Source organism: Stenotrophomonas sp. CASM110, assembly GCF_049384345.1.
Classification (GTDB): domain Bacteria; phylum Pseudomonadota; class Gammaproteobacteria; order Xanthomonadales; family Xanthomonadaceae; genus Stenotrophomonas; species Stenotrophomonas muris.
This window is the reverse complement of the sequence record NZ_JBMRGI010000023.1, coordinates 49868-73733: the sequence shown is the minus strand read 5'-3', so window position 1 is coordinate 73733 and position 23866 is coordinate 49868. Positions and strand designations below refer to the sequence as shown.

19 protein-coding genes are annotated in these 23866 nt (G+C 68.3%); 3 read left to right on the top strand and 16 right to left on the bottom strand.

Features of this window, described 5'->3' with window-relative positions:
- Positions 1 to 45 precede the first annotated feature (45 nt).
- Genes trpA through trpB form a run of 3 tightly spaced genes read right to left on the bottom strand, consistent with a single transcriptional unit; the run spans position 46 to position 2751 of the window.
- Positions 46 to 855 carry a tryptophan synthase subunit alpha gene (trpA, locus tag VG561_RS17765; protein ID WP_262093472.1) on the bottom strand — a complete coding sequence of 270 codons (810 nt, stop codon included), beginning with the start codon at positions 853 to 855 and terminating at the stop codon, positions 46 to 48.
- Between the two features lies 1 nt (position 856).
- Positions 857 to 1537: a hypothetical protein gene (locus tag VG561_RS17760; RefSeq protein ID WP_014647879.1), complete on the bottom strand. Its 681-nt coding sequence runs from the start codon at positions 1535 to 1537 to the stop codon at positions 857 to 859.
- On the bottom strand, positions 1534 to 2751 hold the full coding sequence (gene trpB / locus VG561_RS17755; protein ID WP_032957499.1) for a tryptophan synthase subunit beta: 1218 nt from the start codon (positions 2749 to 2751) through the stop codon (positions 1534 to 1536). The genes VG561_RS17760 and trpB overlap by 4 nt, the downstream gene beginning before the upstream one ends.
- A gap of 97 nt (positions 2752 to 2848) precedes the next feature.
- Between trpB and VG561_RS17750 the strand changes: the two genes are divergently transcribed.
- Entirely contained in the window at positions 2849 to 3736 is an 888-nt protein-coding gene (locus tag VG561_RS17750; RefSeq protein ID WP_032957497.1) for a LysR family transcriptional regulator, read from the top strand.
- Positions 3737 to 3807: 71 nt separating this feature from the next.
- Here the strand turns inward: VG561_RS17750 and VG561_RS17745 are convergent, their stop codons facing one another.
- From VG561_RS17745 to prmB, 13 genes are all read right to left on the bottom strand, one after another.
- A complete protein-coding gene (locus VG561_RS17745) occupies positions 3808 to 4917 on the bottom strand; it encodes a toxic anion resistance protein (RefSeq protein ID WP_262093470.1) in 1110 nt (369 codons plus the stop codon).
- A 44-nt stretch (positions 4918 to 4961) separates the two neighbouring features.
- Positions 4962 to 5663, bottom strand: coding sequence for a hypothetical protein (locus VG561_RS17740; protein WP_014647883.1), 702 nt, complete (start codon positions 5661 to 5663; stop codon positions 4962 to 4964).
- A 2-nt stretch (positions 5664 to 5665) separates the two neighbouring features.
- Positions 5666 to 11053: a DNA repair ATPase gene (locus tag VG561_RS17735; RefSeq protein WP_262093468.1), complete on the bottom strand. Its 5388-nt coding sequence runs from the start codon at positions 11051 to 11053 to the stop codon at positions 5666 to 5668.
- Positions 11054 to 11138: 85 nt separating this feature from the next.
- Positions 11139 to 13157: a hypothetical protein gene (locus tag VG561_RS17730; RefSeq protein WP_014647885.1), complete on the bottom strand. Its 2019-nt coding sequence runs from the start codon at positions 13155 to 13157 to the stop codon at positions 11139 to 11141.
- Positions 13154 to 13828, bottom strand: coding sequence for a hypothetical protein (locus tag VG561_RS17725; RefSeq protein WP_423179845.1), 675 nt, complete (start codon positions 13826 to 13828; stop codon positions 13154 to 13156). The genes VG561_RS17730 and VG561_RS17725 overlap by 4 nt, the downstream gene beginning before the upstream one ends.
- 168 nt (positions 13829 to 13996) lie before the next feature.
- Positions 13997 to 14653 (bottom strand): phosphoribosylanthranilate isomerase, encoded by a 657-nt coding sequence (locus VG561_RS17720; protein WP_014647887.1) that lies wholly within the window; start codon positions 14651 to 14653, stop codon positions 13997 to 13999.
- A complete protein-coding gene (gene truA / locus VG561_RS17715) occupies positions 14650 to 15420 on the bottom strand; it encodes a tRNA pseudouridine(38-40) synthase TruA (protein WP_014647888.1) in 771 nt (256 codons plus the stop codon). Before truA ends, VG561_RS17720 begins: the two co-directional genes overlap by 4 nt.
- A gap of 32 nt (positions 15421 to 15452) precedes the next feature.
- A complete protein-coding gene (locus VG561_RS17710; protein ID WP_014647889.1) occupies positions 15453 to 15815 on the bottom strand; it encodes a VOC family protein in 363 nt (120 codons plus the stop codon).
- A 26-nt stretch (positions 15816 to 15841) separates the two neighbouring features.
- Positions 15842 to 17854, bottom strand: coding sequence for a FimV/HubP family polar landmark protein (locus tag VG561_RS17705; RefSeq protein ID WP_262093466.1), 2013 nt, complete (start codon positions 17852 to 17854; stop codon positions 15842 to 15844).
- 145 nt (positions 17855 to 17999) lie between these two features.
- Positions 18000 to 19028 (bottom strand): aspartate-semialdehyde dehydrogenase, encoded by a 1029-nt coding sequence (locus tag VG561_RS17700; protein ID WP_014647891.1) that lies wholly within the window; start codon positions 19026 to 19028, stop codon positions 18000 to 18002.
- Positions 19029 to 19118: 90 nt separating this feature from the next.
- A complete protein-coding gene (locus VG561_RS17695) occupies positions 19119 to 20156 on the bottom strand; it encodes a 2-hydroxyacid dehydrogenase (protein WP_046431836.1) in 1038 nt (345 codons plus the stop codon).
- The gene (gene aroC / locus VG561_RS17690) at positions 20149 to 21252 is read right to left on the bottom strand and encodes a chorismate synthase (RefSeq protein WP_014647893.1); all 1104 of its coding nucleotides are present in this window, start codon (positions 21250 to 21252) and stop codon (positions 20149 to 20151) included. The genes VG561_RS17695 and aroC overlap by 8 nt, the downstream gene beginning before the upstream one ends.
- Positions 21249 to 22178 carry a 50S ribosomal protein L3 N(5)-glutamine methyltransferase gene (gene prmB, locus VG561_RS17685; RefSeq protein WP_014647894.1) on the bottom strand — a complete coding sequence of 310 codons (930 nt, stop codon included), beginning with the start codon at positions 22176 to 22178 and terminating at the stop codon, positions 21249 to 21251. Before prmB ends, aroC begins: the two co-directional genes overlap by 4 nt.
- 123 nt (positions 22179 to 22301) lie before the next feature.
- Here prmB and VG561_RS17680 point away from each other — a divergent pair, with 123 nt between their 5' ends.
- Together VG561_RS17680 and asd are read left to right on the top strand one after the other, a co-directional pair.
- Positions 22302 to 22952 (top strand): SCO family protein, encoded by a 651-nt coding sequence (locus VG561_RS17680; RefSeq protein ID WP_414611960.1) that lies wholly within the window; start codon positions 22302 to 22304, stop codon positions 22950 to 22952.
- On the top strand, positions 22949 to 23791 hold the full coding sequence (gene asd / locus VG561_RS17675) for an archaetidylserine decarboxylase (protein ID WP_014647896.1): 843 nt from the start codon (positions 22949 to 22951) through the stop codon (positions 23789 to 23791). The genes VG561_RS17680 and asd overlap by 4 nt, the downstream gene beginning before the upstream one ends.
- Positions 23792 to 23866: the final 75 nt, after the last annotated feature.

Below are 23866 nucleotides of genomic sequence, written 5' to 3'. Positions count from 1 at the left end.
CACGCGAGCCCTCAGGAGGATGCCGGCCAGCGGCCGGCACTACCGTTACGCGTCCAGCGCCTGCCGCAGCGGGGCGAGGAAGGTCCGGGCGTGCTGCGCGGCCTCTTCCGCCGAGCCCGCTTCGGCCAGCGCCGCCACCAGCGCGCTGCCCACCACCACGCCGTCGGCCTGCCGGGCCATGGCCGCGGCACTGGCGGCATCCTTGATGCCGAAGCCCGCCACCACCGGCACCGACGCACGCGCGCGCAACGCCTGCAGGCGGGCACTGGCGGCATCGCTGTCCAGGCGCTCGGACGCGCCGGTGACACCGGCAAAGCTGACGTAGTAGAGATAGCCACGGGCCAGCGCCAGCAGCTTGTCGGCTCGCGCCTCGCTGGTGGTCGGCGACGCCAGCAGTACCAGCGCAAGGCCGGCTGCGTCGAACGCCTGCTGGGCGTCGCCCGCTTCTTCCGGCGGCAGGTCGACCAGCAGCACGCCGTCCACGCCGGCGTCGACGGCGGCCTTGGCGAAGGCCGCGTAACCGTGGATCTCCACCGGGTTCAGGTAGCCCATCAGCACCACCGGGGTCTGCGCATCGCGCTCGCGGAACTGCGCCACGGCCTGCAGGACGTAGCGGCTGCCGGCGCCGCGTGCCAGCGCGCGCTCGGAGCTGCGCTGGATGGTCGGGCCATCGGCCATCGGGTCGGAGAACGGCACGCCCAGTTCAATCACGTCGGCGCCGGCGTCGACCAGTGCGTGCATGACCGGCACGGTGGCCTCCAGCGAGGGATCACCGGCCGTGACGAAGGGGATCAGCGCCTTGCGCTGCTGTTCGCGCAGACGCTGGAAACAGGCATCGAGTCGGGATACGGGCATTTCAGGCACATCCTTCAATCAGTTCAATCGCATCGCTGGTTCCCCAGTACATCTGGGTGACCCGCCCTTCAAACAGTTCCACGCGGATACCCAGGTCCGAACCCGGGTCCTGCCAGGTGAGGTACTCGCCCTGGTCACCGTCGTAGGCATGCGGGCTGGATACCGGCGGCTTCGGGAACTGGGCCATGGCCTGGGCGCGGGTCATGCCGACACGCAGGCCGAACGGACCGGGCTGCTGGGTCGGCGCCCCGCTGTCCGGATCCAGGCCGAGATCGAAACGGACGACGCGATCTTCATCGGTCATCATCGACACGCCGGGCGGCAGCCCCTTGCCGTCGTAGTACTCGCAACTGCCGCCGATGGCTTCGACCGCCCCTTGCGCGGTCCACGGCCCGAGTGCCTTCAGATCGCTCATGTGCTGGCCGATCAGCACCTCGCCGGCATGGTCCAGCGCCACCGAGACCACCGCGGGCGCGCCATCGCTGTCCATATCTTCCGTGGACGGCGGATCGACGATCGGCGCACGTGCCATCGGGTCGAGGTCATCATTCGCGGCCGCCTGCTGTGCCGGCTGCGTGGTGGCCTTGGCGGCCGGTGCCAGCAGCGGCGGCTCCGGCGGCTGGCACGCGGCCAACCCCAGCGCCAGCAGCAGCACGCCACTGTTGCGCAGCAGCGCGCTCACAGCACCAGCCCTTCGCGCGCGGCGATGGTATGCACATCCTTGTCGCCACGGCCGGACAGATTGCACAGCACGATCTGGTCACGCGGACGCTCACGCGCCAGCTTGATCGCCTGCGCCAGCGCATGGCTGGACTCCAGCGCCGGCAGGATGCCCTCGGTATGCGCCAGCAGGTGGAAGGCCTGCAGTGCTTCGTCATCGGTGATGCCGAGGTAGCGCGCGCGGCCGGTATCGGCCAGGAATGCGTGTTCGGGGCCGACGCCCGGATAGTCCAGGCCGGCCGACACCGAATGGGTCTCGATGATCTGGCCGTCGTCGTCGCACAGTACATAGGTGCGGTTGCCATGCAGCACGCCCGGGCGACCGGCGGCGATCGATGCAGCATGGCGACCGGTGCTGATGCCATCACCTGCGGCCTCGGCGCCGACGATCTCGACCTGGCGGTCGTTGAGGAAGGCATGGAACAGGCCGATGGCATTGCTGCCGCCGCCGACGCAGGCAGTGATCGCATCGGGCAGGCGGCCGTACTCGGCCAGCATCTGCTCGCGTGCCTCGCGGCCGACGATGGCGTTGAAGTCGCGCACCATGCGCGGGTAGGGATCCGGACCGGCGACCGTACCGATGATGTAGAAGGTGTCCTGCACATTGGTCACCCAGTCGCGCATCGCTTCGTTGAGCGCGTCCTTCAAGGTGGCCGAACCGGAGGTGACCGGCACCACCGTCGCGCCGAGCAGCTTCATGCGGTAGACGTTGATCTTCTGCCGCTCGATGTCGGTGGCGCCCATGTACACCACGCATTCCAGGCCCAACCGCGCGGCAACCGTGGCGCTGGCCACGCCGTGCTGGCCGGCACCGGTCTCGGCGATGATGCGCTTCTTGCCCATCCGCGCCGCCAGCAGCGCCTGGCCGATGGTGTTGTTGATCTTGTGCGCGCCGGTGTGGTTCAGGTCTTCGCGCTTGAGCAGGATCTGCGCGCCGCCGACATGGTCGCTCAGCCGCTGGGCGTGGTAGATCGGGCTCGGCCGGCCCACGTAGTGGGCCAGGTCGCGGTCGTAGGCGGCCTGGAAGGCCGGATCCTGGCGGGCCTGGTCATAGGCCTGGGCGAGTTCCTGCAGCGGGCCGACCAGGGTTTCGGCAACGAAGCTGCCACCGTAGCGGCCGAAATGGCCCTGGGCATCCGGGAAGGCGTGGTAGTCGGCAATGGGGGAGGCAGACATGGAAGCGACCGCTGGTTCGAGACAGGTGGATACTCTAGCGCACGGGTCGTGACCGGAAAATGGATATTATCTGGCATATACCGTCAGGAAATCTCACATGAGCCGTTCGCTGTTGCCACCGCTCAATGCGCTGCGCGCGTTCGAGGCCACCGCCCGCCTGGGCGGGGTTGGCCGCGCCGCGCAGGACCTGCACGTGACCCACGGCGCGGTCAGCCGCCAGCTGAAGCTGCTGGAAGACCACCTCGGCCTGGCGCTGTTCCAGCGGGCCGGTCGCGGCCTGCGCCTGACCGCTGCGGGCACGCGCCTGCAGGCAGCGTGCAGCGAGGCCTTCAGCGGCATCGAAGACTGCGTGCGCGAACTGCGCCGGCCGACCGCGGCCCCGGCGCTGGTGCTGGGCTGCAGCGGCAGCGTGCTGGCGCGCTGGATGATTCCGCGCCTGCCCGCACTGCAGGCTGCCCTGCCCGGCGTACGCCTGCAGTGGTCGGCGCTGGATGGCAGCTTCACCGAGGCGCAGGCCGCACTGGACGCGGTGCTGCTGCTGGCGCAGGGGCCGTGGCCCCGGGGCTGGCAGGTGCGTGAGCTGGCGCCGGAACGGGTCGGCGTGGTGGTGGCCCCCTCGCATCCGGCCGCGCAGCGCCTGCGGCATGTGCCGCCCTCGGCGCTGCTGCAGGAGACGCTGCTGCACACCAGCTCACGGCCGCAGGCATGGCCGGCGTGGGCGCAAGCGCACGATCTGGACACCTCGAAGCTGCAGCTGGGTACTGCCTTCGAACACCTGTACTACCTGCTGGAGGCAGCGGTGGCCGGGCTGGGCCCGGCGATCGCACCCGAGCCCCTGGTGGCCGAGGACCTGGCCGCCGGGCGACTGGTCGCGCCGTGGGGATTTGCCGCCACCGGTGGCTTCTGGGTGCTGGCGCGACCGGATGGACCGGCAGATGGGCGCGTGGATGCGCTGGCCGACTGGCTGGGCCAGCAACTGCGCTGACAACAAAAAGGGGACGGAGGGGATTAAGTCGCAAGTGGCACAAACGACTTAATCCCCTCCGTCCCCTTTTTTCAGCTGGCAGTCGGGGTGGCCAGTCGCTGCTGCAGGTCTTCGCGCAGGCGCGACAGCTCGACTTCGGCCTGCTGCCGCTGCTGCATTCCTTCGCGATGGATGCTGCGCACTTCCTCGACCGTGGCGATCAACTGGCCGTGCACGTGGCGCAGCGTGGCCACGTCGATCACGCCGCGCTGGTTGCTGCGCGCGGTATCCACCGAGGCCTGGCGCAGCAGGTCGGCGTTGCGGCGCATCAGCTCGTTGGTGGCATCGTCGATGGCGGTGGACAGCTCGACCGCGGCCTTCTGCTCACCCAGCGAAAGCTGGATGGCGAACTGGCGCTTCCACGACGGGATGGTGATCTCGCGCACCGTGTTGAACTTCTCGATCAGCTGCAGCGCGTTGGCCTGGATCAGGCGGATCATCGGCAGCGACTGGTCGGCCGCATGCTGCATCAGCTGCAGGTCGGACACGCGCTTTTCGAGGAGGCGGATCGCGTTGTCGACTTCGCTCTGGCGGATGCGCTGCTGCGGATCCTCACTGCCCTGCCCGGCCTGCTGCTCGGCCTGCAGTTCGGCCAGGCGCTGCTTGCCGGCCGCAGCATACAGGCCCAGCGCATGGCGTTCTTCGCGGACGATGTCATGCATGCGGTCGAACTCGCCCACGCGCTTGCCCATCAACGCCTGCTGCACACCGACATCACCCAGCAGCTGCTCGATCTGCGCATTGGTGTCGCTGAACTTCTGCACCAGCTCGCCCTTGGATACGCGCAGGCGGTCGATCAGGCCACCGATCACCGGCACCTTCGACCGCTGCGCGAAGCCGTCCAGCTTCAGGCTGCGTGCGATGCGCACCACTTCGCCCAGTTTCTCGCCGCTGGCATCGAGGTCACGATTGCGCACCTGGTCCAGCAACTGGCTGGAAAACGCTGCGGTGCGCGTGGCCGCTTCGCGACCGAAGACCTGCAGGTTGCCCGGGCGCAGGTCATCCAGCTCCAGACGGATCTCGGCGATGCGCGGCAGATCCTCGCGGACCAGGCCAAGCGCCTGCAATGCGCCTTCATCGAGCGGAACGGCGGTAGTCGTGCCGGGCACGAGGGCACCGGGGGTCTGGCTGTCCTGGGTCATCGGGCAGTCTCCTTGCAGTTGGGTAAGCGGCAGCGGCGGCCGGCTCAAGGCAGTCTAGCCTGAGCCGCCGCGACCTCGTCATCGATCTGTGCGTGCAGCGTGGCGGCCTTCGCCGCCAATGTGGCGCCGGCCGCGGCCTGGCCCGCCGCGGCGGCCTGCCGCCAGGCTGGCAACAGGACGTCATGGATGCGCGCGAAGCGTTGCAGCAGCACGTTGTCCTGGTCCTGCAGGAGCTGCCACTGGCCGGCCTCGAGACGGCGCAGCGTGGCCAGCCGGCGCAGGTGATCGAGCCGTTGCGACAGCGCGGCCTGGCCGGCGGTATCCAGCGACGCCAGCCGCACCGCTGCCAGCTCGACCCAGGCGTCCAGCGCTGCGGCCGCCGCTGAATGTCCGGCGATGGCCATGGCCCGCAGCTGCAGCTGCTGCTGCAGCTGCTGGGCCTGCTCGCGCGCCTGCAGGGCCAGCACGCCCAGCTGCGACTGCAGCGCACGTCCTTCCGCCTCGCGATCGACATCGCGCCCCAGCAGGCGGCCCCACCAGCCCGCCTGCTGCCGGATCTGCGCCGGGTTATCGGCCTGCAGGGCCAGCGCGATGCGTGCCAGTGCGGCCACCAGCCCTGCGCCCGCGCCCGGCGGCAACGGTGTTTCGCGCCGCGCCAGCGCCTGCAGCAACGGCGCACCATAGTCGGCCAGCGCGGCGACATCGGCCGTGTCCGGCAAGCTCGGTGGCGGCAGTGGCGCCTGCATGGTCACGGCAGCGGCGGCGGCTTCGGTGTCGTCGCTGGAATCTCCTCACCGTCGTCCGGCGGCAACGACTCGCCGTAGAAGTGACGCATCAGCGCCTCATCCAGCGCGCGCTCCTCCGGCGTCGTGGCACGGCGCACACGCGCACGCTGCGCCACCGCACTGTTCGGCACCCCACGCTCGACCTGCTGCCGCGCCCAGCCGGCGAACGCGGCCAGGGTCTGGGACACCTGTGCCTGCTGCGCCTGCGATGCCGCCAACAGTTCCACCAACGGTGCCAGGCCAGCCTGCAGGTCGTCGGCCAGGACCGTCGTCGGCACACTGGCGGCTGCCGCGACCGGCACCGGCGCGGCGGCCGGACGTGTTTCAGAAAGACGATGCAGGGCCTCCAGCAACGCCGGCCACGGTGCCGGGTCGGCAACGGCAATCGGTTCCGGCGTCGGCGGTGGAAGCTGCAGGGCGGTGGCGATGTCGGCCAGCTGCGCGACCACGCGCCCGCCGACATCGCTGTCGTCGGCCCCCATGGCCTTGTTGCGCAGGAAGTCGCGCTTGATCTGCGTCCAGCGTTGCGCCTGCGTGTCGTCCAGCACGCCGCGCAGCTCGGCCAGCTTCAACAGGTTTTCTTCGGCGCCGGTGGTCAGCAGCTGTGCCTCGCCCAGGTAGTGGTCGGAGATCAACTGCTGCAGCTCGTCCTCGTTCATCACCGGCGAGATCTTCTCGGCCAGCTTGTTCATGTTGCGGTAGCTACCCTGCAGCCGGAACGGCGGCTCGGTGCGGTAGCGGTCGTCCTGCGCGGCACTGGCGATGTACTGCTGGTTGACGCGGTAGACCACGTCGCGCACGCGCAGCATGCGCTGCAGGGTGGCGGTGATTTCGTTGATCTCCGCGCTGCTGTAGGCGTGGCTCAGGCCGTTGGTCGAGACCTCCTTGCCCATCGCCCGGTCGACCAGCGTGTACAGGTCAGCCATGTCGCGCGTAGCCAGCGGCGCCAGCACCGGGTTGGAAGTCAGGCTGTTCTCGATGTAGCTGAGGGTAAAGGCCGCCTCCATGCCACCGAGCACATCACCCAGGTTGTAGATGTCGGCACGGTTGGCCAGCATGTCCGGAATCTTGAACACCTCGCCGGACTCGGTATACGGGTTGCCGGCCATCACCACGCAGAATTTCTTGCCGCGCATGTCGTAGGTGCGGGTGCGACCGCGCCACACACCTTCGATACGGCGGGTGCCATCGCACAGCGAGATGAACTTCTGCAGGAACTCCGGATGGGTGTGCTGGATGTCGTCCACATACAGCATGGTGTTGTTGCCCATTTCCAGCGCCAGGTTGAGCTTCTCCAGCTCCTGCCGCGAGGTCGCGTCCGGTGCCTGGGCCGGGTCCAGCGACCGCACCTCGTGACCCAGCGCCGGGCCGTTGATCTTCATGAAGACCAGGCCCAGGCGGTGCGCCACGTATTCCATCAGCGTGGTCTTGCCGTAGCCGGGCGGCGAAATCATCATCAGCAGGCCCATCAGGTCGCTGCGCTTGTTCTCGCCGACCGTGCCCATCTGCTTGGCCAGGTTGTCACCGATCACGCCCAGGTAGACATCATTGATCAGCTTGTTGCGTACGAACGAGGACAGCGGCCGCGCCTTGAACTCGGAAAGCCGCAGGGTCTCGCGCTCGCGGCCGATGATGCCCTGGCGCAGCGCCTGGTAGGCATGGAACGCTGGCACGAAATGACGCAGGTGCTGCTTCAGGCGCACCAGGAAGTCATCCAGCGATACCACCAGCGTGCCGTTGCTGATGCGTGCGTGTTCACCCAGCAGGCCACTGACCTCCGCCTGCAGCGCGGCGTCGCTGGCACGGGTACGCAGCTGGCGCTGCACCAGCAGCAGTGCTGCAGCCTCGTCGACGTAGCCGGCATGCGGGGCATGCGCCGGCATCCGCGCCAGCGCCCGCAGCCACTGACCGGCCAGCGCCCAGCGCGTGGCCAGCGGATCCTGGCTGCGCTGCAGGGCGCGTTCGACCGCCTCGCGTTGCCCGGCCTGTTCCAGCTGCCGAGCCAGTGCCTCCAGCAGCGCTACCGCATGGCGGCTGCTGCTGAACACCGGTTCGCCGGCCGCCAGTTCCTCGCCCAGATAAGCGGCCGCGGCCTCTGCGGCATCGGCATCGAACGGCAACGCGTGGGATTGCGCATACGCCAGCAGTGCCTCGGCCATCTCCGCACGCAACGCCAGGCGCCCTTCGTCGGACCCCAGCAGGCGTGCCAGCGCTTCAGCACCCATCTGGCGGGCCGGCCATTGCGCCACCGCTTCGCGCCGCTGCTCGGCAGCCCAGAACAGCACCGCCAGCGCACGCACCCGCGGTGCATGCCGCAGGCTGCCGGCCGCCTGCTGCAAGGGCAGCAACGCACGCAGGATCAGCGCGGCATCATGGTCATGGATGCCGCGCTCGTAGCCTTCGCGGTAGCGCGGTGCGGCAAACGCACGCACGCGCTGGTCCAGTGCTTCGGGCGTGGCGACGTCGTGCTGCAGCGTGGCCAGGTCAAGCCCGTCGCTCCCCTCCTGCGCGGCCATCAACAGGCTGCCGGCAAGATACTCGCCGCGATACAGTGCAGGTGATTCGGAGTCCAGGGTGACCGGCCAGAACGGCTTCAGCGCATCCAGCTCCGGATCGTGCAGGGTCTCCAGGAAGTCGGTGCCGGTCAGATGGATCGCCAGCGTGTCACCACGCGGCAGCAGGGTCAGGTCCAGCGCCTGGGTGTTGACGCTGAAGCGATGGCGCGGCCCCAGCCGCACCACGTTGCCGCCCGCCTCGTACAGATCACTGCGGTCACGCAGCTGGCGCACCGCCTGGTCACGCACGCCCTTCAGGCGCGCTTCGATGTCGTCGGCCTTGACGTTGTCATGCAACGCGCGCAGGCGTTCGGCCAGCTCACGCAGCTTGAGGATCAGCGGATCGCCGGCAAAGAACGCATTGAGCTCATCGGCGGTGGCGAAGCGCTCGGTGCGCTTGGCCAGGCCATCGAGGATGCGGCTGGCCGCATCCAGCACCGAACGTGCCTTGCGCTGGCGGTCATCCAGCAGCGCCTGCTTGTGCGTTTCGAAGGCTTCAACCAGCTCTTCGCGCTTGCTCAGGATGTCGCCGAGGAACTGCTCGTGTTCGCCGAACTGGCTCTCCAGCTCCTCCAGCTGCACCAGCAGGCGCGACAGCTGCTCGTCGGCACGCTCCGGGTCCGTGGCCAGCGCCAGCGCGCTGGTGATCGACTGCGAGAACAGCGCGAACTGCGCGGCGAACTGCGCCACGGCCTCGGCTGAGCCGAGCGACCTGCGGCGCTGATCGGCACGCGCGCGGGCTTGGTTGAGGCGGCCGTACAGCACCGAAATGGACTCGACCACGCGGGTGCGGGCGGTGGCATCGTCCACCTTCAGGCCGGCCATCAGTTCAGACAGCATATCCAGATCGGCCGCCATCCCGCGCAGCCCCTCCAGCTGCTCATCCAGCTGGCGGGCACTCTGCGCCTGCTGCGCAGCTTCATCCAGCGCCTGCAGGCGCGTGGTCAGCGGCACCAGCGCGGCATCGCCGGCGAGGAAGTCACCCGTGGCGGCGCCGACATGATCCTGCGCCTCCACCAGCTCGGCCGTCATCGTCTCGATGCGCGCGGTGTCGATGTAACGCAGCTCGCGGATGGTCAGCAGCCGTCCACGCAATGCGGTGATCGCATTGAGGGCCTCGACGAAGGCCTGCACCTCGCTCCAGTTCTGCGGCTGCAGCCGGCCCAGCAGCGCCTTGTGCGCGGCCTCTGCCTCGACCATCGCCTGCGCCGACTGCTGGCGGATCGACTGCACCTTCTCGTACTCGTCCAGCACCGATTCGCCGGTGGCGCTGATCTGCCGCAGCAGCGCCTCGGCGCCATCGCAGGCCGCGTCGCCCAGCCAGTGGTGGGCATCGAACAGGCGCCGGGTGTCGGCCACCAGGCGCTGGTAGCGCTGCACCGACACGTCCTGGCCATCGATCTCGCGCGCCAGGTTGAACAGGTTGGAGATGCCCCGCACCAGTTCGGCGTTGCCGATGCGTCCCATGAAGGTGTTGCCGGGTGGCCGGCTTGCAGCAAACTCGTCACTGCTGAACGGGGTCTGCCAGACCTGCATCGGATGGATGCGGGTCGGTTCGCTGCCTTCGGCATGGAACAGCACCATGCGCCCGTCCTGCATCAAGGCGTAGCCATGGCCGAACACCGGGTTCTGCAGCACGCGCTGGATGGTGTTGTAGACGAACAGCGCCGAGCGCCCACCTTCGCGCTCATAGAAGATGTACAGCACGTCCTCACCATTCGGTGAACGGATGCTGCGCTTGAACTGCATGCCGGCCATCGAGGCGTCGAACGCCTTGTGCTCGCCGCCCTGCAGGTAATAGCCACCCGGGAAGATCACGCCGTGGTCTTCGGGCAGCTGCACGCAGGCCTGCACGATCGCATCGTTGCGCACGATGCCGCCGGTCAGCGTGTTGTAGATCAGCCCGCGCCACTCCGTCTCGCGGTACGGCAGCACCTTCAGCAGCACCAGCGAGCCGACCCGGGCGAATTCGAACTGGGCGTCGTCCAGCGACTGCGTGCTGTCCTCCACCGGTTCGCTGTAGATGCCCTGCCCGGTCTCGGTGTTGTTCTCGACCTTGATCGTGAGGTCGCCGCCGGTGGTCTCCACGAACAGGGTATCGAGGATGTTCAGGTGCGAATGGCGGCCATTGACCGCCAGGTCGCGGGTCGCCCGGGTCCATTCGAAGTCGAACGGCGGCGGCAGTGCGATATCGCGCTCACCGCGCGCATCCAGATAGGTCAGTTCCCCATCGCGCGACAGCGCCCAGCGGAACACGCGCACGTCGCTGCTGCGCTCACCGATCTGGAACGACGCCAGCAGCTTGTCCCCCACCACGATCAGCTGCAGCAGGCGCGCGTGCTTGTAGTAGGCGTACAGCTCGTTGAAGTCGTGCACGAAGCCGGGCTGGTCGAGGAAGCTGCCCTTCAGCTCCAGCGCCGCCACATCGTAGCCGTCGCTGCCCTGCACCAGCCGGTACAGGCCGAACACGTCCTCGATGCGGGTCTGGGTCTTCAGCCCGATGAATACGTTGTAGCCGAACAGCAGGCGGTCCGGCCCGACCTGCACGATGTCACGGCCGACGCAGTTGTTTTCGCTGCGGATGCGGAAGCGACCGACCACCTCCAGGCGGCTGTCGCCGAACTCGGCCAGGCGCTGGCGGTTGAGCGTTTCGGCCAGGCCCTGCAGGCGCTGGCCCTGCTCGGCCAGGCGGCGGCGCAGGACTTCATAGGCACCGCCCTGGGCAACGGCCTGGTCGACGGTAGTGCCGCCGGCCTCCGGTGCAGTGGATTCGGCGGACGGATGGGTATCAGACATCAGCAGGCTTCCGGCTCACGGGCGGACGGCCGCGGTTGCGGCCGGCGCGGGCGGGCGATGGCCGCAGCAGCCATCGCCCGATGCATCAACGGGCGCTGTCGACCACGGTGGCCGACACGGTCGGCACCGCTTCGGCATCCTCGGCGATCTGGCGCGGCGCCGGTTCGGCCACGGCCACGCCCAGGTAGCGCTGCATCAGCTCCTGCACGATCGGGCTCTTGCCGGCAAAGCCTTCGATCGACTTGCCCAGCGACACCGCCTTGACCAGGTTCTCGAACATGCCGCCGTCGCCACCGACCAGATCGATATCGGCGTTGCGCAGCGCGCTGGCGATGACGTTGGCATTCTCGCGCGAGACTTCCTTGCCGGCTTCGATCGAGGCCAGCGCCTGCTTCAGGCTGTTGTCCAGCATCATGCGGAACTCTTCGTGGCCACGTGCCTGGTCGCTCAGCGAAGCGATCGCTTCGAACTTGCGCACCAGGCCTTCGGCCTCGGCCAGCAGCTTCTTCTGCACCACGCCGGCTTCGGCGTTGCCCAGCGATTCGGTGGCGGTGGCACGGGCCAGGCCCATCTTCTCCTCACCCTGCGCCTGCGCCTGCAGGGTCTCGGCCAGCACGCGGGCTTCGTTGCTGCCCTGCTTCAGGCTGGCTTCGGCCTTGGCTTCGATCACGCGGGCCTCGGCGATGCCGACCTTCTCGATGGCCAGTGCCGAAGCTTCACGCACCTGCGCTTCGGCCAGGCCCGGTGCGGCCTGCTCGGCGCGCAGCGCGTCGGCCAGCAGGCGCTTGGCTTCGGCCTGCTTGCCGGCTGCTTCGTGTTCGGCCTGGGCCAGCGTGGTCAGTTCCACTGCGCGGTGCTTGGAGGCGGTCTCGCGTGCCTGCGCTTCCTTTACCTCGCGCACCAGCGATTCCTGTGCCTTGGCCTCGGCTTCCAGGATCAGCACCTGCTTCTGGCGGTCGGCCTCGGAGACCTCGCGCACTTCCTTGATGCGCTCTTCCTCCTGCGCCACGGTCTTGTCGATGGAGATGCGTTCGCGGGTGATGTTGGCCACGTCCATCTTGCCCTGCTCGACCACCTTGTCGCGCTCCACGCCCTGCAGCTGCACTTCGCGGTCGGTGGTGACCTGCTCAAGCTGGCGTGCGCGCTCGACGCGCTCGGCCTCGATGGCCACGGCGCGCTGGCGGTTCTGCTCGGCCACTTCCACTTCGCGCAGGCGGTTCTGGTCGCGGATCTCGATCAGCTGCTGTGCTTCGATGCGGGCGTTCTCGGACAGCTGGCGCTGCTCTTCCTGCACCTTGGCGGTCTCGGCCTCCTCGCGCGCGCGGATGGTCTCGATCTCGCGCTTCTGGCGTGCTTCGGCTTCGGCCTGCTGGCGTTCCAGCGCCAGCAGCGCTTCACGCGCTTCCACGTTCTTCTTGGTGATGGCGAGCTTCTCGTTCTGCTCCAGCTCGTTGGTCACCACGTTCTGTGCGGCGGTCAGCTCGGTGATCTTGCGGATACCCTGCGCGTCAAGGATGTTGAACTGGTCCAGCAGCGCCTTCGGGGTCTGCTCCAGGTAATCGATCGCCACGTCTTCCAGCACATAGCCGTTGAGGTCGTTGCCGATCACCGCGATGATCTCGTCGCGGAACTCCTGGCGCTTCTCGAACAGTTCGGTGAAGTCGAACTTCTTGCCGACCGTCTTCAACGCTTCGGAGAACTTGGCGTTGAACAGCTCATCGACGGCATGCTTGTCCGACGCACGGTCGGCACCGATGGCCTTGGCCACGCGCAGCACGTCGGCCTGGGTCTCGTTCACCCGCAGGTAGAAGGCCACGGCGATGTCGGCACGCATGTTGTCGCGGCAGATCAGGCCTTCCTTGCCACGGCGGTCGATCTGCAGGGTGATCAGGCTGATCCGCATCAGCTCGGCGCGGTACAGCACCGGGATGATCAGCGCACCGGTGAAGTGCACCTTGGGCGTGGAGCTCATGTCGTTGACGATCAGGGCCACGCCCTGGTCGACCTTGCGGTAGAAGGCCTTGAACAGCCCGGCCACGCCCAGCAGCAGGACGAGCAGGCCGCCGGCGACGGCCAGGAACGGTAAGAGGGATGCCAACGTCATTGATGAGTCTCCTTGTTGCCCGGAAGCAGGTTGTCCTGGAAATCGAGGGCGATCGCATCGGCGCGGAGCACCCGGTAATAGTGTTGTTCGGCCATGTGCTCAACCAGCACGATGCGCTCGCCACGCTGCAGTTCGATGTCGCTGCGGATCTGCAGCACCAGCCCGGCGCCGCCATCATCGACCGTGGCATGACCGCTGCGTGCGTCCACCTTCGGCGACGCGACCACGCCGGCCCGGCCGAGCAGCGATGCCTGCGGCACCGGCCGCAGGCGCAGCAGGAAGCGCCGGACCGGGCGCAGGATCAGCGCGATGAGCGGTACCGCTGGCAGCGGTGCCAGCACCGCCACGAGCGTACCCAGGCCCCAGCGCAGCAGGTCCGGCAGCGGCAGCAGTACGAACAGATGGATGAAATAGGTGATGAGCCAGCCGAACAGGCTCAGCAGGGTGACCACCACCATGATCGGGACGCCACCCAGGCCCCAGCGCGCCAGCATGGCTGACAGGCCACTGAGGTCGGTCCCCGCCTCGAGCGCGCCATCGGCGCCGAGATTGCCAAAACCGTCATCGACCAGGCCGAACGCCGCAACCGCCCAATACATCACCGACACCAACAGCAGAATGCTGTACGGCAGCGTCGGGTAACCGAGTACGACGGTGAGAAACTCCTGCATCGCTTGCCTTCCTGGGCTGTGGGCGGCGGCCGCCCGTTCGGGGCGCGCCGCGCGCGTCCCGTCGATCCCCGCGCCAGCCCTCATGGCAGGCGCGCTTGGGACCATCCTATGTGAAGAATGCGTGCAGGCTCAAATCCAGGTCCAAATCACGGCAAATAATGACGCCAATCACTCGAGAACCGTGCAATCGGCGCGGCGCACTTCCTCGACGAAGGTGCGCATCTTGTAGCCGTCCTTGATGCCCGGCTCCAGTTCGATGCCACTGGAGACATCCACGCCCCACGGCAGGGTACCCAGCACCGCGTCGTAGACGTTTTCCGGGTTCAGGCCGCCGGCCAGCAGGAACGGGCGATGCAGGCCGGTCGGGATCCGGCCCCAGTCAAAGGCCACGCCGGTGCCGCCACCGCCGCCCGGCGCGTGGCTGTCGAACAGGAAGCCGGCGGCGCTGGGATAGCGCAGCTGCAGGGTGCGGGCGTTGATCTCTTCACGGCCGCCCATGGCAATCGCCTTCAGGTACGGCATGTTGAAGCTGCGGCAGAAGCTCTCGTCTTCCTCGCCGTGGAACTGCAGCAGGGTCGGTCGTACCGTGCGCAGCACCTCGCGCACTTCTTCCTTGCTGTTGTTGCGGAACAGCGCCACCACGTCGACCATCGGCGCGATCGCCTGGCGCATCGCGCGTGCCTCGGCTGGAGCGACCCGGCGGCTGCTTTCACGGGCGAAGATGAAACCCACCGCGTCCACGCCCAGCTCACCGGCCAGGCGGACGTCGCCGGCCCGGGTCATGCCACAGAACTTGATGCGCGTGCGGTAGTAGGAGCGGCTCATAGCGTGACCTCGGCGGGCAGATGCCAGTTGTCGGGGTACAGGGGCCCAAGGAACACCAGGCCCTGCGGCGGTGCGGTGGGACCGGCTACGGTGCGATCGCGCCCGGCCAGCAGTTCGGCGATCCATTCCACCGGCTTCTCGCCACTGCCCACCAGGATCAGCGATCCGACGATATTGCGGACCATGTGATGAAGGAATGCATTGCCCTGCACGGCGACCTCGATCACCTCGCCCTGGCGGCTGACCTGCAGCGACTGCAGTTCACGCCGTGCATGCAGCGCCTGGCACTGCACCGAGCGGAACGCGCTGAAGTCGTTCTCGCCTAGCAGGGCCTGGCCGGCGGCATGCATCAGGCCCGCGTCCAGCGCACGGCGCTCCCAGCTGAGGGTCTGCCGCTGCAGCGCCGGCCGCACTTCGCGGTTGAGCAGGCGGTAACGGTAACGGCGTGCCCGCGCCGAGAAGCGGGCGTGGAAATCATCGGCCACGGGCACGCACCAGCGCACCGCGATCGAGCGCGGCAGGCGGGTGGTGGTGCCCAGCATCCAGGCGCGCGGATCGCGCACCACGTCGGTGTCGAAATGCACGACCTGGCACTGGCCGTGCACGCCGGCATCGGTGCGACCGGCACAGACCACCTGCAGCGGCGCATCGGCCACCGACGACAGGGCCTGCTCAAGGCTGGCCTGCACGCTGGGACCACCCTCGCCCAGGTTCTGCCAGCCCCTGAAATCGCTGCCGTCGTACTCGACGCCAAGCGCGTAACGCATGTGCTACCTCGATGTTGCGGGAGGGGCGGCGCTCAGGCCGGATCGCGTTCGGACCAGACCGCCAGTTCGTTGCCACCGGGCTCGACGAACTGGAAGCGGCTGCCACCGGGGAAAGAAAACACCGGCCGTACGATCTCACCGCCAGCGTCGCGCACCGCCGCCTCGATGGGCGCCAGCTGGTCGGCATACAGCACCAGCAGCGGCGCGCCGCTGTCACTGGCCCGTTGCGGCTGGCCGCGGAAGAAGCCGCCCTGCAGGCGGCCATCGTCGAAGGCGGTGTAGTCGCTGCCATAGTCGACGAACGACCACCCGAACACCTTTTCGAAGAAGGCGCGGCTGTCGGCCGGGTCACTGGAGGCGAATTCAACGTAGTCGATACGGCGCTCGCGGCTCATGGCACGGTCCTTGTCGGCGGGTTCGGTCACGGCAGGCGGGCCAGCAATTCGCGAGCCTGGGCCTGGCAGTGCAGGTCGCCGCCCTCGGCCACTTCCAGCAGCAACGTCCGTGCGGTCTGCGCATCGCCCAGGTCGAGGTAGGCGATGGCCAGTTCCAGGCGTTCCTGCCCGGCGCGCGGCGCCCAGCCGGCATCGCTGGCCGGCGCGGCAGTACCGTCTTCATGCGCGGCCGCGGCCAGCGCGTCGTGCGGCGCCGCGCTCGAATCCCCGCCGTCATGATGCTCGGCCGGCAGGTCGAACACGCCGCGGAACTGCGGCTGCTGTTCGGCGTGCAGCGCGTAGTCCGGCACTACGATCTCGTCAGGGACCGCCTGCGCGGGCGGCTCATCCTGCACGGGGGTGTCCTGCATGGCCACCGGCTCGTCCCAGCGCGGCAGGTCGGTCACGGCCCCGGGCAGCTCCACTACTTCGTCATCGCGCAGCGTCTGCGCCTGCCAGTCAGTCTGGGCGGCGACGTCGGCGACCGCTTCGGCAGCCACGTCATCCTGCACCTCGGCTTCGGTCGCCCAGGCAGGCATCGCCGGTTCCTGGCGGCCACTGTCGGACACCGCCGTCGACCACGAAGACTGCTCGGCCAGCGTATCCAGCGCCGCGCCGGCCGGTACCGCAGCGGCCAGGCCGGCGGCGTCGCCTTCCTCGCGCAGCGGCGGCAGTGGCGACGGCTTGCGACGACGCAGCAGCCAGGCCGCGCCGGCCGCCAGCAACAGCACCGGCAGACCCAGCCAGTACCACGGCGTTGCCGCATCGCGGGCATCCGGTGCCTGCGCCAGGCGCTGCTGCGCCGCGGCCAGGTCGTTGTCCTTCATCGCGATCAGCGACTGCTGCTGTTCCTTGAGTTTTTCCAGGTCGGCCACCCGCTGCTTCAGCTCGCCGATCTCGGCATCGCGGGTCGCGATGTCCTCGCGTGCCTGGCGCAGTTGTTCGTTGCCCAGCATGTCACCCTCGCTGCCGGCTGCAGTGCCGGTGGTTGTGCCCGCGTGCGCGGCGTCGGAGGCCAGCGCCGGAGCGATTTCAAGTCGTGCCCCAGTGGCCGCAGCCGGGGAAGAAGCCTTCGTGGTTCCCGCCGTGGCGACCGGGGCGACAGTACCCGCCGGTTGCGGCACGGTGCGCGCCTGACGCCACTGTGCGGCATGCTCGCGCACCAGCGCGGCGGCCTCGGCGGCATCGACCGCCGCCAGTGCATCGCTGCCGGGCATGCGCAGCACGGCGCCCTGCCTGAGCAGGTTGACGTTGCCACGGATGAAGGCCTCCGGGTTGGCCCGCAGCAGCGCAATCATTGCGCGGTCGCGGCTGACCTGGTTGCCGCGGGCCACCACGCTGGCGATCTGCGACAAGGTCTGCCCACGCTGGACGGTAACGCTGCCATCGGCTGCCGGTGCGGCAGCGGGTGCAGCCACTGCACGCGGGCGAGCCGGTGCGGGTGCCGGCGTGGTGGCGGTGGACGGCGCAGGCGCGCTCACGCTCTCCGCGGCGGCGGGCGCCGGGGCGGCCTCACGGGCGATGGTGTTGGAGAGCGTACCTGCGGGTGCAACGATTTCCGGCTCGGCCACGGCCAGTGCGCTGGACGGTGCATCGACCAGCGCCGAGTACTCGCGCACCAGGCGGCCCTGGCCCCAGTTCGCCTCGATCAGGAAGCTCAGCGACGGGGTCTCAACCGGCGTCTGCGAGGTCACCCGCACCACTGCCCTGCCCTGCGCATTGCGGGTCAGTTCGAACTGCAGTTCGCCGACCAGCCCGGTCGGCCGCTGCAGGCCGACGCGCTCGAAGGTGACCGGTGAGGCCAACGCGACACGCAGGTTCTCCAGCTCGGACGGATCGGCCGAGACCACCGGGATTTCGGCCAGCAGGGGCTGGCCCGGCTTGGACAGGACACGGATGTCGCCCAAGCCCAGGGCAAGCGCCGAACTGCTGGCCAGGGCCAGCAGCGCGGTGGAAAGATAGAGGAGGGGGCGCTTTGCGCCCCTGGCCCGTTTATTCATGGCGACACTATAAAGCGTGCGGACCGCGGTCCGCACCCACCCATGGGGACCTTCGGTAGTGCCCGCCGCTGGCCGGCAGACACGCACGTGCCATCACGGCAATGCCGGCCAGCGGCCGGCACTACCGGTGAGGCAACCGCTGTGATCAGCGCTGCTCGGCGGCGACCAGCTCGGCCAGCTGCACGGCATTCAGGGCGGCGCCCTTGCGCACGTTGTCCGATACGATCCACAGGTTCAGGCCGCGCGGGTGCGACAGGTCCTCACGGATGCGGCCGACGTACACCGCGTCGGTGCCCGAGGCGTGGGTGACAGGGGTCGGGTAGCCACCGGCCTCGTGACGGTCCACCACTTCGATGCCCGGCGACTGCTCCAGCAGCGCACGTGCTTCGGCCACGGTGACCTTGTCGCGGGTTTCGATCGCCACCGACTCGGAATGGCCGTAGAACACCGGCACGCGCACTGCGGTCGGGTTCACCAGGATGCTGTCGTCGCCGAGGATCTTGCGGGTCTCCCAGATCAGCTTCATTTCTTCCTTGGTGAAGCCGTTGTCCTGGAAGTCGTCGATGTGCGGGATCAGGTTGAAGGCGATCTGCACCGGGAAGCGCTGCGGATCGATCTCCTGGAAGCTCAGCAGCTGGCCGGTCTGCTTGCCCAGCTCCTCGGTGGCCGAACGACCACCGCCGGACACCGACTGGTAGGTGGAGACGTTGATGCGCTCGATGCCGTACTTGCGGTGCAGCGGCGCCAGCGCCACCAGCATCTGCATGGTCGAGCAGTTCGGATTGGCGATGATGCCGCGCGGACGGTTGGCGACCTGTTCCGGGTTGACTTCGGACACCACCAGCGGCACGTCATCGTCGTAACGGAAGGCCGAGGAGTTGTCGATCACCACCGCACCTGCGGCGGCGAACTTCGGTGCGTATTCCTTGGACACGCTGCCACCGGCCGAGAACAGCGCGATCTCGACGCCGGCCGGATCGAAGGTGGCCAGGTCCTGGACCGTGACCTTCTGGCCGTTGAACTCGATCTCGCCACCGGCCGAACGCTCGGAGGCCAGGACGCTCAGGGTACCGACCGGGAAATCACGCTCGGCCAGGATCGACAACATGGTCTCGCCGACGGCGCCGGTGGCACCGACGACGGCGACGTGGAAACTGCGCTGTGCATTGCTCATGGGGGAACTCTCACGAAAACGGGAATGGGGAAAAACACGCACGACAGCTGGGTTCGGGGAACCTCCTCAAGCGGGGCGCGCGGAGGTTCCCTATCGTTTCCCGGTTTTTTTGCCCAGCGTCACGCGCGCGGCCATCGCCGCGTCAGCGTTGATCGCGCTCGGCATCCGCGACGGGCCGCCGTCCAGGCCGAGCCCGGCAAGCAGATTATCCACGGCCAGCTGTACCATCGCCGTGCGCGTGGCCAGCGAGGCGCTGCCGATATGCGGAGTGAGCACGACGTTGCGCAGCGCCAGCAGTTCCGGGCGTACCGTTGGCTCGCCTTCGTACACATCCAGACCCGCCGCAGCCAGGCGACCGTTGGCCAGCGCATCGGCCAGCGCGATCTCATCGACCAGGCCACCGCGGGCGATATTCACCAGCGTCGCCGACGGCTTCATCTTCGCCAGTGCGGCGGCATCGATCAGATGATGCGAGGCCGGCGTGTACGGCAGCACCAGCAGCAGGTGGTCGGACTGTGCCAGCAGCGTATCCAGGTCCACATAGGTCGCGCCCACTTCCGCCTCGGTCGCCGCCGGCAGCTGCGACCGGTTGTGGTACAGCACCTTCATGCCGAAACCGTGCGCGCCGCGACGGGCGATGCCCTGGCCGATGCGGCCCATGCCAAGGATGCCCAGTGTGCTGCCGTGGATATCGGCACCGAGCATGGTCTGGAACGACCACTGCTGCCACTGCCCTTCGCGCAGCCAGCGCTCGGACTCGGTGATGCGGCGCGCGGTGGCCATCAGCAGGGCGAAACCGAGATCGGCGGTGGTTTCGGTCAGGACGTCCGGTGTGTTGCTGGCCAGGATGCCGGCCGCGCTGAGCGCGTCGACGTCCAGGTTGTTGTAGCCCACCCCGACATTGGCGATCACCTGCAGCTGCGCGGCGCCGGCCACCTGGGCCGCGCCGATGCGCTCGTTGAGCGTGATGATCGCGCCGTCGGCGCTGGCCAGTTGTCCGGCGATCTGGTCCGGCGCCCAGGCGGTGACGGTGTCGGTGCAGCGCAGCTGCACGCGATCGCGCAGCGGCGCGATGGCCGCGTCGATCAGCGGCTGGCTCACCCACACGGTCGGCCGCGTGTCAGCCATCGATCTGCCCGGGAATGCGCGGGGTGATCGTGCCGACATCGCCGCACTGCGCGCGGTGGCGCAGCGCCTGGTCCATCAGCACCATCGCTACCATCGCCTCGGCGATCGGGGTGGCGCGGATGCCGACGCAGGGGTCGTGGCGGCCGGTGGTGACCACCTCGACCACGTTGCCGGACGTATCCAGCGACGGGCCCGGCAGGCGCAGGCTGGAGGTCGGCTTCAACGCGATCGAGGCGACCACCGGCTGGCCGGTGGAAATGCCACCGAGGATGCCACCCGCGTGATTGCTGGCGAAGCCCTGCGGGGTCAGCAGGTCGCGGTGTTCGGTGCCTTTCTGCGCGGCGCTGGCGAAACCGTCGCCGATCTCCACGCCCTTCACCGCGTTGATGCTCATCAGCGCGGCAGCCAGTTCACCGTCGAGTTTGCCGTAGATCGGCTCACCCCAGCCCGGCGGCACATTGTCGGCGACCACGTCCACGCGCGCACCGACCGAATCTCCGGACTTGCGCAGCGCGTCCATGTACGCCTCCAGTTCGGGCACCTGTGCAGCATGCGGCCAGAAGAACGGGTTGTCTTCCACCGCCGACCAGTCGAAACCGGCCGGGGTGATGTCGCCCAGCTGCGACAGGTAGCCACGCACGGTGACGCCGAAGCGCTCGGCCAGCCACTTCTTGGCGACCACGCCAGCGGCCACGCGCATGGTGGTCTCGCGTGCCGAGGAACGGCCGCCACCGCGCGGGTCGCGGATGCCGTACTTGTGCCAGTAGCTGTAGTCGGCATGGCCCGGCCGGAACTGCTGGCCGATGTTGGCGTAATCCTTGCTGCGCTGGTCGGTGTTGCGGATCAGCAGCGCGATCGGGGTGCCGGTGGTCAGGCCCTCGTACACGCCGGACAGGATCTCGACCTCGTCGGCCTCGCGCCGCGCCGAAGTATGCCGGCTCTTGCCGGTGGCGCGGCGCTGCAGGTCGTGGGCGAATTCGGCCGCGTCCAGCGCCAGCCCCGGCGGGCAGCCATCGATCACGCAGCCGATGGCCGGCCCGTGCGACTCGCCGAACGTGGTGACGGTGAACAGCTTGCCGAACGAATTGGAGCTCACGGGCGCTGCGCCGCCAGTTCGGTGATGCGTGCGCTGTGGGCGATCAGCTCGCGGCATTCAACCGCGAAGATACCCATCTGGCCGACCTTGAATTCGATCCAGGCGAAATCGACTTCCGGCAGCAGCTTGACCAGATGCTGCTCGGATTCGCCCACTTCACAGATCAGCAGGCCGTCCTCGCTCAGGTGCAGCGGGGCATCGCGCAGGATCTTCAGCACCAGGTCCAGGCCGTCGTCGCCGGCACGCAGGCCCATCTCCGGCTCGTAGGAGTATTCCTGCGGCAGGGCATCGGTCTCGTCGTTGGTGACGTATGGCGGATTGGTGACGATCAGGTCGTAGTGGCGGCCGGACAGGCCGTTGAACAGGTCCGACTTGATCAGGGTGACGTTGTGCGCCTGCAGGCGCTCCTTGTTTTCTTCGGCCAGCGACAGTGCATCGTCGCTCAGGTCGACGCCGTCCACCTGCCAGTTCGGGTAGTAGTGGCCCATGGCGATGGCGATGCAGCCCGAACCGGTGCACAGGTCCAGTGCACGGTACACGTCGCGGCCGGCCAGCCACGGCTCGAAGCCGCATTCGATCAGTTCGGCGATCGGCGAGCGCGGTACCAGGGCGCGCTTGTCGCTCTTGAAGCTCAATCCTGCAAACCAGGCCTCACCGGTCAGGTAGGCGGCCGGGATGCGTTCATCGATGCGGCGCTGGAACAGCTCCAGCACGCGCAGCTTTTCGGCCTGCAGCAGGCGCGCCTGGCCGTAGGCCGGGCCGAGGTCGTGCGGCAGGTGCAGGCTGTGCAGCACCAGCTGGGTGGCCTCGTCCAGCGCGTTGTCGTAGCTGTGCCCGAAGGTCAGCCCGGCTTCGTTGAAACGGCTGGTGCCGTAGCGGATCAGATCGATGATCGTGTGGAGTTCGGCGGCCGTTTCAGCGGTCATGGCGGTACTGCGGGCAAAGTGGCCCCCGATTATAGGGGCTGGCGCCCGTGGCGGCATCCGTTGCGGCGGAAACGATTCGGGCCACAGCCGGTATGATGGGGCCCACTTCGCGCGGGAGCCCCCATGTTCAATCGCAACGCCGGCATCATCCTGCTGATCGCCCTGGCGGCGGGTCTCGGCCTGCTGGCCGCCCAGCAGGTGTTCGCGCCGAAGCCGCCGGCCAATGCCCCGGCCACCGAAGCGATCACGCTGTACCCGCAGCCGCGCGAACTGCCTGACTTCAACCTGGCCCAGTCCGACGGCACCCGCCTGATCCCGGGCGAACTGAAGGGCCACTGGACCCTGGTGTTCCTGGGCTTCACCTTCTGCCCGGACGTCTGCCCGACCACGCTGGCCGCGCTGGCCGGCGCGCAGAACCAGTGGGAAGCCCTGCCCGACAGCCTGCGCCCACGCGTGCTGTTCATCTCGGTCGACCCCGACCGCGACAGCGCCACCCGGCTGGGCGAGTACGTGCACGGCTTCCACAAGGACACCCTGGCCGCCACCGCTGACGTTCCCTCGCTGGAGCGCTTCGCCACCTCGTTGGGCTTCGTGTTCAAGAAGGTGCCGGGCAAGCATTTCGACGAGAACCCCGAGGATTACACGGTCGAGCATTCGGCCAGCCTGGCCGTGCTCGACCCGCAGGGCCGCCTCGCCGGCCTGGTACGCCCCCCGTTCAACGCGCCGGCGATCGCCCGCGACCTGCAGAAGCTGACCGAGAAAACCGCCCCATGAGCCTCACCACCGCCCTGACGTATGCCCTGCCCCACCGCCTGCTGTCCTCGATGGCGCGTTCGCTGGCGTACTCGGACGATCCGCGCGTGTCGCGCTGGCTGATCGACACGGTCACCCGCAAGTTCAACGTCAACCTGGACGAAGCGGCCAACCCGGACCCGCGCAGCTATGCGACCTTCAACCAGTTCTTCACCCGTGCGCTGAAGCCGGGCGCACGCGTGGCCGATGCCGATCCGCGCAGCCTGGTGATGCCGGCCGACGGCCGCATCAGCCAGCTCGGCAGGATCGAGGCCGGCCGCATTTTCCAGGCCAAGGGCCAGTCATTCACCGCTGCCGAACTGCTGGGCAGTGACGAGGACGCCAAGCCATACAACGATGGCCTCTACGCCACGGTGTACCTGTCGCCGCGCGATTACCACCGCGTGCACATGCCGTGGACCGGCACCCTGCGTGAGACCGTGCACGTGCCGGGGCGCCTGTTCAGCGTTGGTCCGGCGGCAGTGAACGGCGTACCGCGCCTGTTCGCCCGCAACGAGCGCCTGGTCTGCCACTTCGACACCAGCTTCGGCCCGATGGTCAGCGTGATGGTCGGTGCACTGCTGGTGTCCGGCGTGGAAACCGTGTGGAGCGGCGAGGAGATTCCGCACTACGGCGACCGCATCACCCGCAAGGACTACCGCGGCCAGGGCATCAGGCTGGAGCGTTTCGCCGAGATGGCACGCTTCAACTACGGCTCGACCGTGATCGTGCTGCTGCCGCCGGGCGTGGCCGAATTCGCCCCGCAGCTGGGCGCCGAAAGCCCGGTACAGCTGGGCCAGGCCCTGGCGAAGCTGCGCTGATAAAAAGGGGACGGAGGGGATTAAGTCGTTTATGCATAAACGACTTAATCCCCTCCGTCCCCTTTTCCACAACGG